This is a genomic window from Cytophaga hutchinsonii ATCC 33406, from assembly GCF_000014145.1.
GTDB classification, from domain to species: Bacteria; Bacteroidota; Bacteroidia; order Cytophagales; family Cytophagaceae; genus Cytophaga; species Cytophaga hutchinsonii.
Genome location: NC_008255.1, coordinates 647,599 through 663,745 on the forward strand (window position 1 = coordinate 647,599; position 16,147 = coordinate 663,745).

General features: G+C 39.8%; 14 protein-coding genes and 1 pseudogene. 12 read left to right on the plus strand and 3 right to left on the minus strand.

The window, feature by feature from the left end:
• The first annotated feature begins 13 nt into the window (after window positions 1-13).
• The 12 genes from CHU_RS02750 (at window position 14) to CHU_RS02805 (ending at window position 12,513) form a co-directional block, all read left to right on the plus strand.
• Window positions 14-1,342 (plus strand): hypothetical protein, encoded by a 1,329-nt coding sequence (locus CHU_RS02750; protein WP_011583958.1) that lies wholly within the window; start codon window positions 14-16, stop codon window positions 1,340-1,342.
• Between the two features lie 47 nt (window positions 1,343-1,389).
• Window positions 1,390-2,937: a hypothetical protein gene (locus CHU_RS02755; RefSeq protein ID WP_011583959.1), complete on the plus strand. Its 1,548-nt coding sequence runs from the start codon at window positions 1,390-1,392 to the stop codon at window positions 2,935-2,937.
• 18 nt (window positions 2,938-2,955) lie between these two features.
• Entirely contained in the window at window positions 2,956-4,419 is a 1,464-nt protein-coding gene (locus CHU_RS02760; protein ID WP_011583960.1) for a hypothetical protein, read from the plus strand.
• A gap of 18 nt (window positions 4,420-4,437) precedes the next feature.
• Entirely contained in the window at window positions 4,438-5,841 is a 1,404-nt protein-coding gene (locus CHU_RS02765) for a hypothetical protein (RefSeq protein WP_011583961.1), read from the plus strand.
• A gap of 49 nt (window positions 5,842-5,890) precedes the next feature.
• Window positions 5,891-6,256: a c-type cytochrome gene (locus tag CHU_RS02770; RefSeq protein WP_011583962.1), complete on the plus strand. Its 366-nt coding sequence runs from the start codon at window positions 5,891-5,893 to the stop codon at window positions 6,254-6,256.
• 35 nt (window positions 6,257-6,291) lie between these two features.
• Window positions 6,292-6,882, plus strand: a complete 591-nt coding sequence (locus CHU_RS02775; RefSeq protein WP_143143962.1) for a c-type cytochrome — start codon at window positions 6,292-6,294, stop codon at window positions 6,880-6,882.
• On the plus strand, window positions 6,879-8,123 hold the full coding sequence (gene soxC, locus CHU_RS02780; protein WP_011583964.1) for a sulfite dehydrogenase: 1,245 nt from the start codon (window positions 6,879-6,881) through the stop codon (window positions 8,121-8,123). The genes CHU_RS02775 and soxC overlap by 4 nt, the downstream gene beginning before the upstream one ends.
• A gap of 39 nt (window positions 8,124-8,162) precedes the next feature.
• Window positions 8,163-9,593 (plus strand): phytoene desaturase family protein, encoded by a 1,431-nt coding sequence (locus CHU_RS02785; RefSeq protein ID WP_011583965.1) that lies wholly within the window; start codon window positions 8,163-8,165, stop codon window positions 9,591-9,593.
• Window positions 9,594-9,601: 8 nt separating this feature from the next.
• Complete coding sequence (locus CHU_RS02790; protein ID WP_011583966.1) at window positions 9,602-10,867, plus strand: YeiH family protein; 1,266 nt, start codon at window positions 9,602-9,604, stop codon at window positions 10,865-10,867.
• A 12-nt stretch (window positions 10,868-10,879) separates the two neighbouring features.
• A complete protein-coding gene (locus CHU_RS02795) occupies window positions 10,880-11,443 on the plus strand; it encodes a YceI family protein (RefSeq protein ID WP_041932151.1) in 564 nt (187 codons plus the stop codon).
• A 23-nt stretch (window positions 11,444-11,466) separates the two neighbouring features.
• Entirely contained in the window at window positions 11,467-11,982 is a 516-nt protein-coding gene (gene bcp / locus CHU_RS02800) for a thioredoxin-dependent thiol peroxidase (protein ID WP_081428645.1), read from the plus strand.
• A 93-nt stretch (window positions 11,983-12,075) separates the two neighbouring features.
• The gene (locus tag CHU_RS02805) at window positions 12,076-12,513 is read left to right on the plus strand and encodes a DoxX family protein (protein WP_011583969.1); all 438 of its coding nucleotides are present in this window, start codon (window positions 12,076-12,078) and stop codon (window positions 12,511-12,513) included.
• A gap of 37 nt (window positions 12,514-12,550) precedes the next feature.
• On the opposite strand, the gene CHU_RS02810 is transcribed toward CHU_RS02805, so the two are convergent.
• The 3 genes and pseudogenes from CHU_RS02810 to CHU_RS02820 all read right to left on the minus strand — a co-directional run bounded on the left by CHU_RS02810 (window position 12,551) and on the right by CHU_RS02820 (window position 16,142).
• On the minus strand, window positions 12,551-13,636 hold the full coding sequence (locus tag CHU_RS02810) for a sulfite exporter TauE/SafE family protein (protein ID WP_049755428.1): 1,086 nt from the start codon (window positions 13,634-13,636) through the stop codon (window positions 12,551-12,553).
• Between the two features lie 218 nt (window positions 13,637-13,854).
• Window positions 13,855-13,999: pseudogene (locus CHU_RS19910) on the minus strand (transposase); the annotation flags it as partial.
• A gap of 463 nt (window positions 14,000-14,462) precedes the next feature.
• A complete protein-coding gene (locus CHU_RS02820; RefSeq protein WP_143143963.1) occupies window positions 14,463-16,142 on the minus strand; it encodes a tetratricopeptide repeat protein in 1,680 nt (559 codons plus the stop codon).
• Window positions 16,143-16,147 lie beyond the last annotated feature (5 nt).

Below are 16,147 nucleotides of genomic sequence, written 5' to 3' on the forward strand. Positions count from 1 at the left end.
TAACAACATACATATGAGTTCTATAAACAACCTTAGCGATAGCAATTCCTTTGCATGGAAGGATTATGAAAAAATAGCACTGCGGTTCTTTACTATTTATTTTATTATTCAAGCCATACCTCTGGATTGGAAATTTTATGCCGAATTATTTTCTCTTCAATGGAATGTGTATGGGCTGTTCAGCCTTACAAAATATGCACCGCAATTCTTTTCATTCACAGGATATTGGAATTGGGTAATAGCTGCTGCGCTGGCAGCCGTTGGAACAGCTGCCTGGATCAGGCTTGAACGGAAAGAAGTAAATTACGAAAAGCTGTATTACTGGCTTCGTGTAATTCTTCGTTACCGCTTAGCCATTGGGATTATTGGCTATGGCTTTATTAAATTATTTCCCTTGCAGATTCCGTATCCTTCCTTAAGCAATCTGCATACAAACTATGGTGATTTTTTTGCATGGAAAATATATTTCCATACTGTAGGTATCACACAGGGATATGAAATATTCTTAGGTGCAGTAGAAATCCTGGCGGGTATACTTCTTTTCTTCCGTAAAACCGTAACCTTCGGAACAGGCCTTATTATTGGTTTTGTAGGAAATGTGCTGGCTGCAAATATTGCTTATGATGCAGGCGAACAGGTTTACAGTGCTTATCTGGTAGCTATTGCATTGTTTTTATTTGTATATGATGTGCCCCGTTTATATAGTCTGCTGGCACGGGAAGATTATACCATTGCAAATAAATTCAAGCCTGTATTTGCAGAAAAATGGCTTGCTACTACCAGACTTATATTGAAAGGTGTATTTGCACTGTTTGTTGTTGTATATGGAATTGCTGCTTATGCCAACTACACAACAGCTCCGTATAAAATACCGCAGACACAAGGATTGAAAAACAGTTATGGATTTTATAATGTACGGGAATTCGTTTTCAATAAAGATACCATTCCATATTCTACTACAGACCCAAACAGGTGGCAGAATGTTGTATTTGAAAAATGGGCTACAGTAAGCATTAAAATAGCGCGTCCCATCAAGCTGGATCTTTCTACCGGAGATGGTTTTCATGAAAAAGATATAGACCGCAATTATGAATCTGCCGGTGTTGGTGGCAGGCGTTACTATGCATACCAGGCAGATACTATAAAACATACCTTGCTGCTTGAAAATAAAAATAAAAATCATGCAGGTGAAAAATTCAATCTGACATATACACAAGTGAACGATTCAACTATTGTTGTAAAAGGTGTGTCTGAAAAAAATGATTCCATCTACGCCATACTTGATAAGATCAACAGAAAGTACATGCTCTTTGAAGGCCGTAGAAAACCTGTGAAGCTGTAACACAATAAACGGTTTCCTACATAACTATAAATTAATCTGCTGGTAACATGTTTCAGGAGTATCCATATACAGAGCCGGATCAAATAGATTTAAAGCAGGTACAAACGCATACCGGTAAATCTATTTCGGCAACGAACACAACAAGAAGAATCTGGACGGCAAACGAGAAATTTATTTTTCGTGCAGCATGCATCTTTGTTCTTGTGTTTTCTATTCCTACCGATCTGGGCTGGTATGCAAAACTAGTTACACTGGATTATGCACACCTGAATTACAGACACCTGAATTCATTGGTCGCTTTTTTTAACCCGCATTTCATTAATCATTATTCGGAAAGCGGATTTTTCGGTCTGTACAGTTACGTTAATTTATTACTTGTATTTATAGTTGCTTTAATTGCTGCATCAATCTGGACGGTATTAGATAAAAACAGGAGAGACTATGATGTACTGTATTACTGGGTACGTGTAGCAGCGCGTTACCGTATTGCTTATGGCGTTATTGCCTGGGGATATAAAAAAATATTTGTTATGCAGATGCCTTTTCCGGGCCAGGGATTATTAAACACAGAGTTTATTAATTTTTTTGCAAAACGGTTGTATTGGGAATCGCTGGGTATTGTACCTGCATATGAAGTCTTTCTGGGTTTCGCAGAATTTGTTCCGGGTATATTATTGCTTTTTCGAAAAACAACGGCTTTAGGTGCAGCCCTAACGGTAGTGGTTTTAGGCAATGTTGCCATTGCCAATCATGCCTATGACATCGGGGAACAGGTGCCAAGCTTCAGTTTATCTTTACTTGCATTTTTTGTGCTGTGGTATTATTTGCCGGCAATATGGAATTTGCTTATAAATGAAAAAGATTCGCAGGTAGTATCTTTTGTGCCTGCGTTCCGATATACATGGCAGACATATTTGAAACGAAGCATACAGTATACCGGAAATTTTATTTTTGTTTTATTATTCGGAGTATTTGAGGTATACGCATATACACACAATGATTTTTATAAGATTCCGAACACACCTGGATTAACAGGGTCCAAAGGATATTATCAGGTCAGTGAATTCAAACGGAATAATAAAATCATTCCATATTCACCGTTGGACTCCATACGTTGGCAGGATGTAACGTTCGAAGAATTTTCTTCCATGAGTTTCAGAGTGGCGAACAGACCGCAGCAGATTCAGATGTTTGCAGCGGGGAGTTATCCAAGAGCAGGAGAGCCATATGATTATACATGGAAGTTTCATCCAAAAGGGGATGAGCGCAGGTATGAAACCAATGAAGATGTATATGATCCGGAAAAAAGAGATATCAATATCAATTGGGAATTCGCCGGCCTCGGCAGTGAACGTCATTGGTATTATTACAAAGCAGATACGGTAAATCAGATCCTGTACCTGCAACATAAGAACAGACACAGCCGAAACCTTAAACAGGTACTGCATTACAGCAGGCCTGATGAATCCAGGATCATATTGTACGGAACAAATGAATTCAACGATTCTATTTATGTCGTTCTGGATAAACAAGAAAAAAACTATCCCGCAATTACTTCTTATGACAGAAGCAGCAGTAAAATATATACCTATTGAAAATAACTAATTTGAATTATGCCGGCATACACAGAAGCAGAACCTATACTAAAAACGAAACCATCGGTTGAACCATGGAAAGGATATGAAAAAATATCTTTCCGTATTGCCTTTATATTCTTCTTTCTTTTAACCGTACCAACCGATATCGATTATTATAAAGGCTGGTTTACTACGGATTGGGAACATCTGCATATCCGCGATCTGGGTAAATTGGCAGGGTCATCTTTTGCACCGTTTAAGATTCAGGAAAACCATCCGGGTGAGGCCGACAGAGGCTCCTTACAGGAAAAAGCACATGGCTTTTTTGTTATTCAGGCAGAGAGCGGAAACTTTGGCCTGGCAAGTTATGTCAACTGGGGTGTTGCTTTATTAATTGGGATTTTCGGTGGTCTTTTGTGGACCTTGCTTGACAGAAAGCCCCGAAATTACCAGGTACTTTATTATTTTCTGATTGTCGCTGTCAGTTACTCCATGCTGATCCGACTGGAAGGATTAACATTCTCAAAAGTGTTCCCAACACAAATGCCGGCTCTCGCAGAAACACAGCTGAATACAAATCTGGGAGATTTTACCCATCAGAAATTATACTGGATCCAGTTAAGCTTTGTTCATAATTATGAAACATTCATCGGCCTGGCAGAATTAGCAATCATGCTCCTTTTGTTTTTCCGGAAAACAAGAGCATTAGGCGCTGCCATGGCGTTGTTTATGATCGGAAACATTGCTATTGCAAATCACGTGTACGATGGCGGTATTCACCTGGCTGCTGCTTTCTATGCATTGGGAGGTACATTTGTATTGTGGCGCTATATTCCGGAAATATGGAATCTGCTGGTAAATGAAAAAGATACAGCGCCGCAGGTGTATTATTTTCCGTTTGAAAAAAAATGGCAGCAGTATCTGCGCATCGGTTTGAAGACAGCTGTATTTGGTTTGTTTTTTTTAACAAGCGGTTACCTGCATTGGCATAATTATAAAACAGATTCTTATAAAGTTCCCTCAAGGCCCGGTCTTGCAAATTCCAGAGGCGTGTACCAGGTATCAGAATTTAAAGTGAATAATAAAGTTATTCCATATTCACCGATTGATTCTATAAGATGGCAAACGGTAACATTTGAAAAATGGTCGACCATATCCTTTGCAGTCAATAATACCTTCCGCATTCATGGAGAAGCAGGCAGGGGAAAGCAGTTTAAAGATGTAGACAGGACCTATGAGTCTGCCGGTACAGGCGGAGGAAGACGCCATTATTATTATGAAGCAGATACCGTTAAGCAAACACTTCATCTGTTTAATAAAAACAAAGTATATAAAGAGGAAGAACTGTTTTTTACATATGAACGCCCCACCGATACCCGTATTGTACTTCGTGGACAGAATGAATTTAAAGATTCTGTGTATGTAGTGCTGGATAAAGTAACAGACAAAATATATCCGTTATATGAAGCACGTAATGAATCTGCGGTCTGGATTCCGTAATTCATTAAACAACCCGATATGACACCAATAACTACTTTTGAAAAAGAACCTAAACAGGAACAGGAAATAACTGCTGTGCCATGGAAAGGATATGAGAAGTTTGCCTTCCGTTCAACGTTTGCCTTTGTTGCATTGATCTGTTTGCCATTCAGCACACACTTCTATGAAAATCTGCTTCGGTTAAACTTGACTGAATTCAACTGGAATAGCCTGGGGAGCATTGCAACAGGTTTTGGCGCGCCTGAATTTATTACGCTTGAACCTGCAGATATCTGGGAACTGTACAGTTATATCAATGTTTTTATAACCGCTGGGCTGGCTGTTTTAATTGGTGCTGTGTGGTCACTGCTGGATCATAAAGCAACGCAATACCGCGCTTTGTATTACTGGACACTTGTTGTTGCGAGGTATCGGCTGGCCTTTGGTATAATTGCCTGGGGGTATAAAAAATTTATTCCCATCCAGATGGAATTGCCCAGCATCAGTTTTTTATATACTCCTTTTGCTGATTTCAGCGAACAGAAATTATACTGGCAATCCGTGGGAATTACACAAGGGTATGAAATTTTTTTAGGGTTTGCAGAAGTGTTGTGCGGATTGTTGCTGCTGTTCAGAAAGACAACTGCTATTGGTGCTGCTTTAACAGCCGTTATCCTCTTCAATATTGTAATTGCAAATCACGTATACGATGGTATGGTGCATGTGCACAGTTTTATATTTGCGGTGCTTGCGGTAATTATTTTGTGGCAGTATTTACCCGGTATCTGGAACTTGCTGGTTAATGAACGCGATGTAAAACCTGCTTACACCCGATTGGATTTCAGCTCAACATCCTGGAAAAGAAATACACGTTTGGCCTTAAAGTCTGTTAGTATTGGCATTTTCGTTTTCTTTCTTTTGTTTCTGCATGCTATAGATGACCTGGGTTACAGGTATCCGCATAACCATCCGGGTTTAAAAAATACAGCTGGTTTTTATCATGTAACAGAATATAGGCGCAACAATAAAGTAATACCGTATTCGCCACTGGACTCGGTACGTTGGCACGATGTGGTTTTTGAAACCTGGTCAACTATGGCAATCAGGATGAACCGTTTGCAGCAGATGGATAATGATAATACCGGAAGAGAAAATAAAGAAAGTATCAGCAAGCGATTTGAATTCAGAGGCGTTGGCGGCGGACGGCATTATTTTGACTATAAAGCAGACACTATTAAACACATTTTGTATTTAACCAATAAAAATAAAGCACACCGTGACCAGCAGCAGGTACTGCATTACAGCAAACCAACAGATACGAGGATTATAGTATCAGGCATAAATGAATTCAACGATTCTATTTATGTAATACTGGATAAAGCCGAACACACATATCCTTTATATGAGGGACGTGAACAAGCAGTTTCATCAGCCTCTTATTGATACAGAAACATGCCATCAGAATATCTGTTTTTAAAGATCTGTTATCATTATGAATAAATTACTCATGCTCGCACTGGCGGCAGCAACAATTGTTATCAGTTATGCACAGAATGCGCCGGGTACAGCACAGAAAGGTGCAGTTACTGTAAATCCCAAAGATGTTGAAGCAGGCAAAGCATTGGTTGCACAGTCTGATTGTAAAACATGTCACGTATCAGACTATACGCTTATCGGCCCGGGATATAAACAGATTGCTCAGCGTTATCCGCTTACGGAAACAAACATTCAATACCTTTCAAAAAAAATAATTTCAGGCGGAGGTGGTGTATGGGGTGAAAATGAAATGGCTGCGCATACAACACTTACACCTGAACAAACCAGAAAAATTGCACTTTACATCTTATCATTAAAATGAAACAATTGACCTGGCCGTTCTGTATATGCTTCACAATGTTTTTAACAGCAGGTTCAATTACAGCATGTAATAAAAAAATACATACCTGGGTTGCTGCTGAAGATACGCTTAACAAAACTACTGGAATTGAAAAAACAGCAGCTGTATTTCCGGATACCTTTGGTTTCGGCCAGTCTGTATCAACTGAATATATTCGAAAATTTGATATCGATGTACGTCCGGATGGAAGAGGGTTACCTGCCGGTGCAGGTATGGTGAAAGAAGGCCGGAGCATCTATCTGGAAAAATGTACCGTGTGTCATGGGAAGACAGGCAGAGAAGGAGGGCCTGGCGGAAAACTTGTTTCATCACCGCCTGATTCAAACAAAACAAAAACAATCGGTAACTATTGGCCATATGCAACAACTGTGTACGATTATATAAACCGTGCAATGCCGTACAATGCGCCCGGTTCACTCACCAGCAAGGAAGTATATGACCTTACTGCTTATTTGCTGTATGAGAATGGTATCATTGATTCTGTATTTGTTGTCACAGAAAAAACATTACCACTGATTGAAATGCCGGCGAAAAAATTATTTGTTCCGGATAACAGGTTAGATGAAATAAAATCCGGCAGCAGATGAAAGATCATGCTAAAAAAGAAGATACCGGCTTGAGCCGTCGATCCTTACTGGCTATGGCTGGTTTGGCAACCGTTGCATTTGTCCAGACTTCGCTTGGTAAAACAGTGCAGATGCTGCAGCCGCCGGCAATGTTTTTATCTGATGATCCTACTAAAAGCATTGGTGCTCCTCCGGGTTTAGTTGGCAATCGTTCTGCGTATGAAAATCCTGTTAAAAAAACATCCGACACATCTTCCAGAACACCACTGCAGGATCTGTACGGAACCATTACTCCTTCTGATCTGCACTTTGAACGGCACCACGCAGGTATGCCGGATATCAATCCGGAAGCATATGAATTAATCATTCATGGAATGGTTGACAAACCTAAGAAATTTTCGCTGCAGGATCTGAAGCGGTTTCCATCCGTATCACGCATTTGCTTTCTGGAATGTTCGGGGAACTACCGCACAGGAAAGGAAACGATGACCGCTCAGGAGATCTGCGGCATGACCAGCCAAAGCGAATGGACAGGAGTAATGCTTTCTACGCTGTTGCGTGAAGTCGGTATTCGGGATACGGCACAATGGCTGCTTGCAGAAGGCGGGGATGCTGCTGTAATGACGCGCAGCATTCCGGTAACAAAAGCATTGGACGATGCCATGATTGTGTACGCACAGAATGGAGAAGCCTTACGTCCGCAGCAGGGATATCCGGTGCGCCTGTTATTGCCGGGCTGGGAAGGGAATACAAATATAAAATGGCTTCGGCGCATTGAAGTTTCGGACGCTCCGTTTATGACACGCGAAGAAACATCTAAATATACCGAAACAATAAAAGGCGGATTTTACCGGCAGTTCAGTTTCGATATGGATGCACGTTCCATCATCACATTTCCTTCGTATCCCAGACAGGTCGAAAAAGGCTGGATCGAAATTCAGGGAATTGCGTGGACAGGAAGAGGTAAGGTATTGCGGGTAGATATAACAACAGATGCAGGTAAAACATGGCTGCCTGCGCAGCTGCAGGAACCTGTTCTGGATAAGGCACACGTGCGGTTCCGTTTTTTATGGAACTGGAACGGAGATGAAACAGAAATTGCAAGCCGTGTAACCGATGAAACAGGATATCAGCAGCCATTCTTAAAACAGTTGCTGGAAGCAAGAGGAGGCGTGTCTGGTGGATACCATTTTAATCCGGTAACATTCTGGCGGGTAAAAAAAGATGGTTTAGTGGTACTCAATCCGGATGCCATGAAATAGTTTTATATTGCTTACAGATAGAAAAGTATAATCGTACATATGAGTAATATATATGATGCAGTAGTTGTCGGATCCGGCCCCAACGGTCTGGCAGCAGCCATTACACTCCAACGGAAAGGATTTGCTGTGTTGGTGCTGGAAGCAAAAGATACCATCGGCGGTGGTTTACGTACGAAAGAGCTCACGTTACCTGGGTTTAAGCACGACGTGTGTTCTGCTATACATCCGATGGCAGTTGCTTCTCCGTTCTTTGCGGATATACCGCTGGATAAATTCGGGTTGCGGTTTACACATGCGCCTATTGCTGCGGCACATCCCTTTGATCATGGCGGAGCAGCCATTCTTTCGCGTTCGCTAAAAGATACAATCGCGTTGCTGGGTAAAGATGCAGATAATTACAAACGGTTAATAGAGCCTGTTATAGAAAGCTGGCCCGATATTGCTGCAGACGCTATGGGGCCGTTACGGTTTCCCAAACATCCGTTGAAGATGGCCGCGTTTGGATTAAATGCGATCCGCTCTGCAGATTGTATATCCAAACGCTTCGAAACCGAAGAAGCAAAAGGGTTGTGGGCAGGCATGGCAGCACATTCCATACAACCGTTGACCAATTGGGCTTCGGCTGCAATCGGTTTGGTACTTTCTGCGGTTGGCCATTTGCATGGCTGGCCAATACCTATCGGCGGTTCACAGGCTATTGCAGATGCATTGGGTTCGTATTTTATTTCACTTGGTGGTACCATTCAGACAAATGTTGAAGTGACTTCTCTCAATCAGCTGCCGGCAGCCAGGGCTGTACTGTTTGATGTTACTCCCAAACAACTATTGAAAATTACCGGCGATGAATTCTCCGGTTTGTATAAAAAACAACTAACGAATTACCGTTACGGTATGGGCGTGTTTAAAGTAGACTGGGCACTCAGCGAACCTGTTCCGTTTACATCCGATCATTGCAGGCAGGCAGGTACCGTGCATCTTGGCAATACATTCAACGAAATTGCCTTGAGTGAACAGGAGACATCTTCCGGTAAACATCCGGAAAAACCATTTGTGTTATTTGCGCAGCAAAGCAAATTTGATATAACGCGTGCCCCCCAGGGTAAGCATACTGCCTGGGCATATTGCCACGTACCTAATGGTTCCGCAACAGATATGACAGCTGCGATTGAAAATCAGCTTGAACGTTTTGCACCGGGATTTAAAGATACTATTCTGGCAAAAAATACCATGAACACCGTAGAGATACAGGCATACAATCCCAATTATATTGGCGGTGATATCAATGGCGGTATCATTGACATTCGTCAGTTGTATACACGGCCCGCAGTGAAAATTTCACCTTACAGAACACCTAAGAAAGGTATTTATATATGTTCATCTTCTACACCTCCCGGTGGCGGTGTACACGGTATGTGCGGCTTTCATGCTGCGCAGGCTGTTATACAGGATCTTAAAAAACAATACAAGTAGAATAAAATATGTCAGCGTTTAAAAAACAAGCCATTGCCTTACACGAAGATTGGGTAGTAGTAATTTTAGGATTTATCATTATTGCTGCAGCGCTCTTTACTATTGTACCCGTTCCGCCTGCTTATTCCTGGGAAAATATAAACCAGTTAACAGATACTATTCTGACCGCTGAAAACCTATATAAAATAGGTATTCAGTTTATTTTCGTTTTTGTGGCAGCAGCCATCGGATATTTTCTCAACAACAAACCATTAAAATTATTTCTTACTGTTGTATTTCCGGTGTTGTATGTACTTACAATTATTGCGCTGATTATTTCAGGATATAAGGGTATGAAAGATCTGGGGCTGGAAGCCGTTATATTCAGCCTTTCCATCGGCCTGCTTATACGTAACCTCATTGGAATACCTGAATGGTTCCGCTCGTTATTGAACGGCGAAGTATTTGTTAAAATCGGTTTGGTGCTGTTGGGTACCACCGTTATTTTCAGAGATATTTTAAAAGCCGGTTCGCTTGGTTTGATACAGGCATTGCTGGTAGTGGTAAGCGTTTGGTATTTTGCCTACTGGCTGTGCCGCAAACTTAAAATTGATGATGAACTTACCATGATGATCTCCAGTGCTGTTTCTATCTGTGGTGTTTCGGCTGCTATTGCTACAGCAGGTGCGATTAAAGGAGATACAAAAAAACTTTCTTATGTAATCTCCCTGGTATTGGTAACTGCCATTCCCATGATGATTTTTATGCCCATCATTGCCAGGTATCTTGGGTTGTCGCAGGAAGAAACCGGCGCTTGGCTCGGCGGTACGATTGATACAACCGGCGCTGTTGTTGCTTCTGGATCATTAGTTGGAGAAGTTGCATTGAAGATCAGTACGATTGTTAAGTTCTCACAGAATGTATTGCTCGGCGCAGCGGCATTTGCCATTAGTATTTACTGGACCTATAACAAAAAAGCCGTTGCCGGACAACATGTTGAAAAACCTACACTGCGCTTAATCTGGGAACGTTTCCCTAAATTTGTTTTGGGTTTTGTTGCTGCATCTCTGTTGTTTTCTTTTGTGCTTTCTGCTGATAAAATTGCTGAAGTAAAAGACGGATTGAAAAATATTCAACTGCTTTGGTTTGTACTCGCATTTACAAGTATTGGTCTTGAAACTAAATTCTCAGATATGTTTAATCAGCAAAGCAAAAAACCATTGATCGCTTTTCTGGTTGCCCAGGGATTCAACATTGTTGTTACGCTCATCATAGCCGTTTTATTATTTAATTAATCAACTGTATTTATGAAAAAAATCATCGTATGTATTTTTGCCTTATTGAGCGTGTCAGCCATACAGGCACAGAATTGGTCGCTGGACAAATCGCATTCAAAACTAACGTTTACCATTGTTCACTTAGGAATTTCTGAACAGGAAGGGAATTTTAAAAATTTCTCTATTACACTTACTTCCTCCAAAGAAGATTTTTCAGATGCGGTTATTGCACTTACTGCAGACGTTACTTCAATAGATACCGACAATACCACGCGTGACGAGCACTTAAAGGGCGCTAATTATTTTGATGCTGCTGTTTATCCATCACTAACTTTCAAAAGTAAATCATTTACAAAGACAACCGGAAATAAATATAAATTAACCGGAGACCTCACGATAAGAAATGTTACTAAAACGGTTGATCTGGAAGTTACCTATATCGGATCAACGATCAATCAAAAAACACAAAAAAAGGTTGCAGGATTTAAACTGACAGGTGTAATAAACCGCATTGATTTTGGTGTAGGAAAATCAAGCACTACCTTAAGTGATGATGTAACAATCACCGCTAATATAGAAGTTATTAAAGATTAACATAGCCGATAAATAATAGCAATATGCGGAAATTAGTTCTTATCTGTACACTGTTGTTTTTTATAAGCAGCAGTGTATATGCGCAAACACAACTGAAAGCGGGTGATAAAGCACCGGCATTTTCAGCAAAAGATCAGAATGGAAAAATTGTTTCGTTGACAAGTTTCAAAGGCAGGAAATTAGTTTTATATTTTTACCCAAAAGACAATACACCCGGATGCACAAAAGAAGCATGTAACCTGAGAGATTACAAGGATACGCTGGCGGCACAGGGCTACACGATTCTTGGTGTGAGTACAGACGATGCGTTTTCTCATCAGCAATTTATCAAACAATACAACCTGCCGTATGATCTGCTTGTTGATTCTGATGCAGCAATTAATAAAGCATATGGTGTGTGGGTACAAAAGGAACGGGAGGGGAAAGTATTTTATGGCACAGCCCGGACTACATTTATTATTAATGAATCAGGAGTCATCACAAAAGTGATTGATGCCGTGAAGGTCGATGCACACGCCGAACAGATTTTGACGAAATAAAAAATGGTTTTTAAAAATTGCCAGGCTACGCTCTCATTAGTCCGGTAAATTTGTTAAATAAGAACAGTACTAGAGATATAAATAAAAATTATTATGCTTCGACGAGTCATTCATACGGATAACGATAAGCAAACGATCATCATCCGTTTCCTTGTTGGCTGTGTATTTTTATCTGAAGGCATTCAAAAAATCTTATTTGCCAAAACACTTGGCAGCGGGCGTTTTGAAACAATCGGCTTGCCTGCGCCGGAAATTTTAGGACCGTTTGTAGCTATGGTTGAAATCTGCGGTGGATTTTTACTGCTCATTGGATTGTTTACCCGACTGGTATGTGTTCCATTGATTGTAGTCATCCTGGCAGCAATTGCAACAACTAAGTCGGTTATTTATGTTGAAAAAGGTTTTTGGGAATTGCTTCATAACAGCAGAACAGACTGGGCTATGCTGTTAGGCTGCATGTTCCTTTTCATAAAAGGGAGTGGTTTTTATTCGGTAGATTATACCTATAATAAAATAAAAAGCTACGCTTGAGTATGTGCAAGCGTAGCCCGTAAATCAAAAAATCTGTCTATTGAAAAAATGAAATAAAGACTTTTTGTAATGCCGTAAAATTGGATGTGATCAGTGTGTTCATTCCAAACACAATAACAATAAGCCCCAGCAAAAGGGTGATCACATTTCGGTTTATTTTTGAAACAATGAAAGACGTAAAGGGGTAGGCCAGAACACCGCCGATAATTAATCCGATAATTGCCTGCCAGCCGGAAAATTTATCAAAATAAATAAAGGTTAATGCAGCTGAGAGGGCAACAAAAAATTCTACAATATTTACCGACCCAACGGTGTAGCTGGATACACGGCCTTTCTGCAATAAGTTAGATGTAACAATCGGTCCCCAGCCACCCCCGCCGATTGAATCAATGAAACCACCTACAGCAGCCAGCAGGCTGATTTTTTTAACCCGTTTTTTATCGTTCGGTTCACGGAAAGGTTTAAGTAAAATTAAAATTCCAAGTATTAACAAGTAAAAAGCTACAAACGGTTTTACGAGATCCGTATGAATGACATCGGCTAATAACCACGCGCCAAGTACAGAACCTGCTATTCCAGGAATTAATAAACTTCTGAAGAGTTTCTGGTTGAGGCTTCGAACACGTAAATGCGAAATGCCGGATGTGCCTGTATTGAATGATTTGGCTAAGTGAACCGTTGCACTGGTGTAAGCAGGCGTGAGGCCAAGGCCGAGCAGAAATGAACTGCATGCGACACCGTAACCCATACCTAATGCCCCGTCCAGCAATTGTGTAACAACACCTATAGATATAAAAATTAAAAGATCGGTAGTAAAGACGCTGCTGATGAAAGAAAAAAAACTGCTTGAAAAATTATGACGGATACTATCTACATTAAATGAAATTAAAAATGCTGCAACAACCAACACCAGGTTAGCAATAAAAAGAATTTTAATATAGGGGCTTCTGGCGTTGAGTTCATTGACTTTATCAATAAACTTAAAACTGGTTTCGGTATTTGCTTCCTGACGGTTCAGATTCTGGATCTCGTCCTGCAACTGGTCGAGATCCATTTCATCTACTCCAAATGCCCCCTGGGGAATCCGGTCACGTTCTATATCTTCTTCACTCACATGTCTCATACTTCAATTGTTTAGCGGTTTATATAGTGGAAAGGTTTGTGTGATTTCTACAAATTCCCCTGCCATTTTCGCAGCATCTTCATGTTTGAAATGTGTCTTCACTTTATGTAGATATTCCCAAAGTGGTTCGTAATATTTATGTTTTGTCTGTAACTGAAATTCTTCAAGTGTAACCTGATTTTCATTTTTTATAAGCAATGACCAGGCAATAAAAAAATAGGAGATGGGTAATTTACTTCCTTCAAGCAAGGTACCGCTGCGCAACGTTGTTCTGAAACGGCATGCACTGCATTGAAATTGTTTTTTGCCTGCAAGCCAGTAATGTTTTGTTTCATTGCATTTTTTGCAAACGATTCCTTTTTTTGTGCGAAAGTTTTTGAAAGCTTCTACAGCTTCGTTTTCATTTGTGAAAACATCTGTCCAGTTAAGTTGCTGTGTCATGGTACTGCTATTTTGTGTTATACAAAGTTATGGTAATTTAACATACAATACAATCTCTATAGGATAAGTAGTGTATTAATATGTGGTAGGATATCCGAAATAAAATGGTATTATTCAAATAGTTTCACTATGAAAATTTAACAGAAGTAAAAATATAATATGGCTTAATTACAATATGTACAAATTACATTCCAGTATTCGTTCAAAAAACCATATAGAATTTTTCAATCGAACAGGCTGAGGAAGTTTCTGGAATTGTATTATTAATATACGGTTCAGTACTGCCTGCGTACAGAACAATGAAATATCGCCGGCATAAAGTGCTCTGTTTTTCCCATACCTGTATGTTGCAAAGAAAATGCAGGTATGGGAATTTGAAAAAAAATCAAGGCATTTTATTTACTTCTGCTTCAAGGCCTTTAGGCAAACCCGTTTTATCGGCTTTCCATTGATTAATCCACGCAAGCGCTTTTTCTTTTTCACCCAATTCAATCAGCAATAAAAGCAAATTGTTTTTTGCAAGCATAAATGTTGGTGTTGTGCGCACACATTCTTCCAGATAAAAAAGTGCTTTTGTTTTATCTCCTTTTTCAAAATTAACTTTAGCCAGTTCAAATACATTATCAATAAAACCCGGATGCTCTTCTTCTTCTTTTAATAAATAGTATTCTGCTTTCGGATCTTTCGGATTATTATGTAGCAGATTTTTAGCATAATAGAAATTTGCGTAGCGTTCAGTAGAATCCAGGCGCAGTGCTTGTTGTATTTCTTCTCCGGATTTTTCAAATATGCCTTTTGTAAAATATTTTACACCCAGCAGCTTGTGTGCATAGCTGGAAGATGGGCTGTCAACTACAGCGTTTTCCCAGAAGGTTATTTCATTTTTAAATTTTTGCTGATGCACGAAATTTATGATTGTAAAAAGAAGAATCACTGCTAATGTGCCGGCAAAAACGCGTTTGGGATGATACGCAGATTGATCAGAAAAAATAATTGTTTGCGGTAACAGTAACAATATGCCTATAATAGGTAAATACAAACGGTGTTCAAAAGCCTGTTCATTGATTTGGACAGGAATAAATAATGCAGGCAGTAAAAATAATACAAACCATGAAATGCCATACAGGATCTGTTTTTTATCGGCTGATTTATTGAGAAACAACAGAATCGCAAGTAATGCAAAAGCAAGGATTCCATACACTAAGCTGGTATCGGCTTGCATGGGAAAGACCGATAGATTGAATGGCAGCAAAGATTTTCCAAGATACTGAATAAAAAGCGGAAGCCTGTTAACAAAACCGGTGGCATATTCAGATAGGGTAGGCTTAATAATAGGGTCAATAGAAATGCTTCTCATGTAGAACCACATTGCAGCAGTAATAACCCACGAAGCAATACACATACTGTACGCTTTAACGGACGTTTTTGTAAACAGAAACAGGTAGCCGCAACACATTACCGGTAATATAATACCGGATTCTTTTGTTAATAATGCTGCGAAAAAAAACAGTAAATGAAGCAGGAACCAGCTCCAGGTAAATGTTTTATTGAATTGAACGAAAGCTAGAAAAGCTGCAAGTGCAAATGTTGTTAACATGGAATCATTTCGGCCCGGTATCCATACAACGGCCTGAGACAATACGGGATGTACAGCAAATAAAAGTGTTAGAATAAAAGCAATATCGCTGCGTACATTGAATACGTTAAAAAACCGGTAAAGAAGTACACAGGATGTTAAATGAAAAAATAAATTGGTAAGGTGATATCCAAATAATTTTCCGGTTACAATTTTATTGAACATAAATGAAACCATCAGCAGCGGACGGTAATACGAATCGTCTTTTTCAAAAAAAACGCCTCTGAAAAATAAATGTCCCAAATTTTTCCCTTTAGAAAACAATTCATGAAAATCATTGATGAATATCGTATCATCTAAATGGGTTAATCCAAAATTAAGCGATTTAATATACAACAGGATACTTACGATCAGTATGATGGAGATCGGATAAGAAACCTCTACATAAGGATTGATTTTTGTTTCAATAACGGTTTTATTTTTTTTCATGAAAG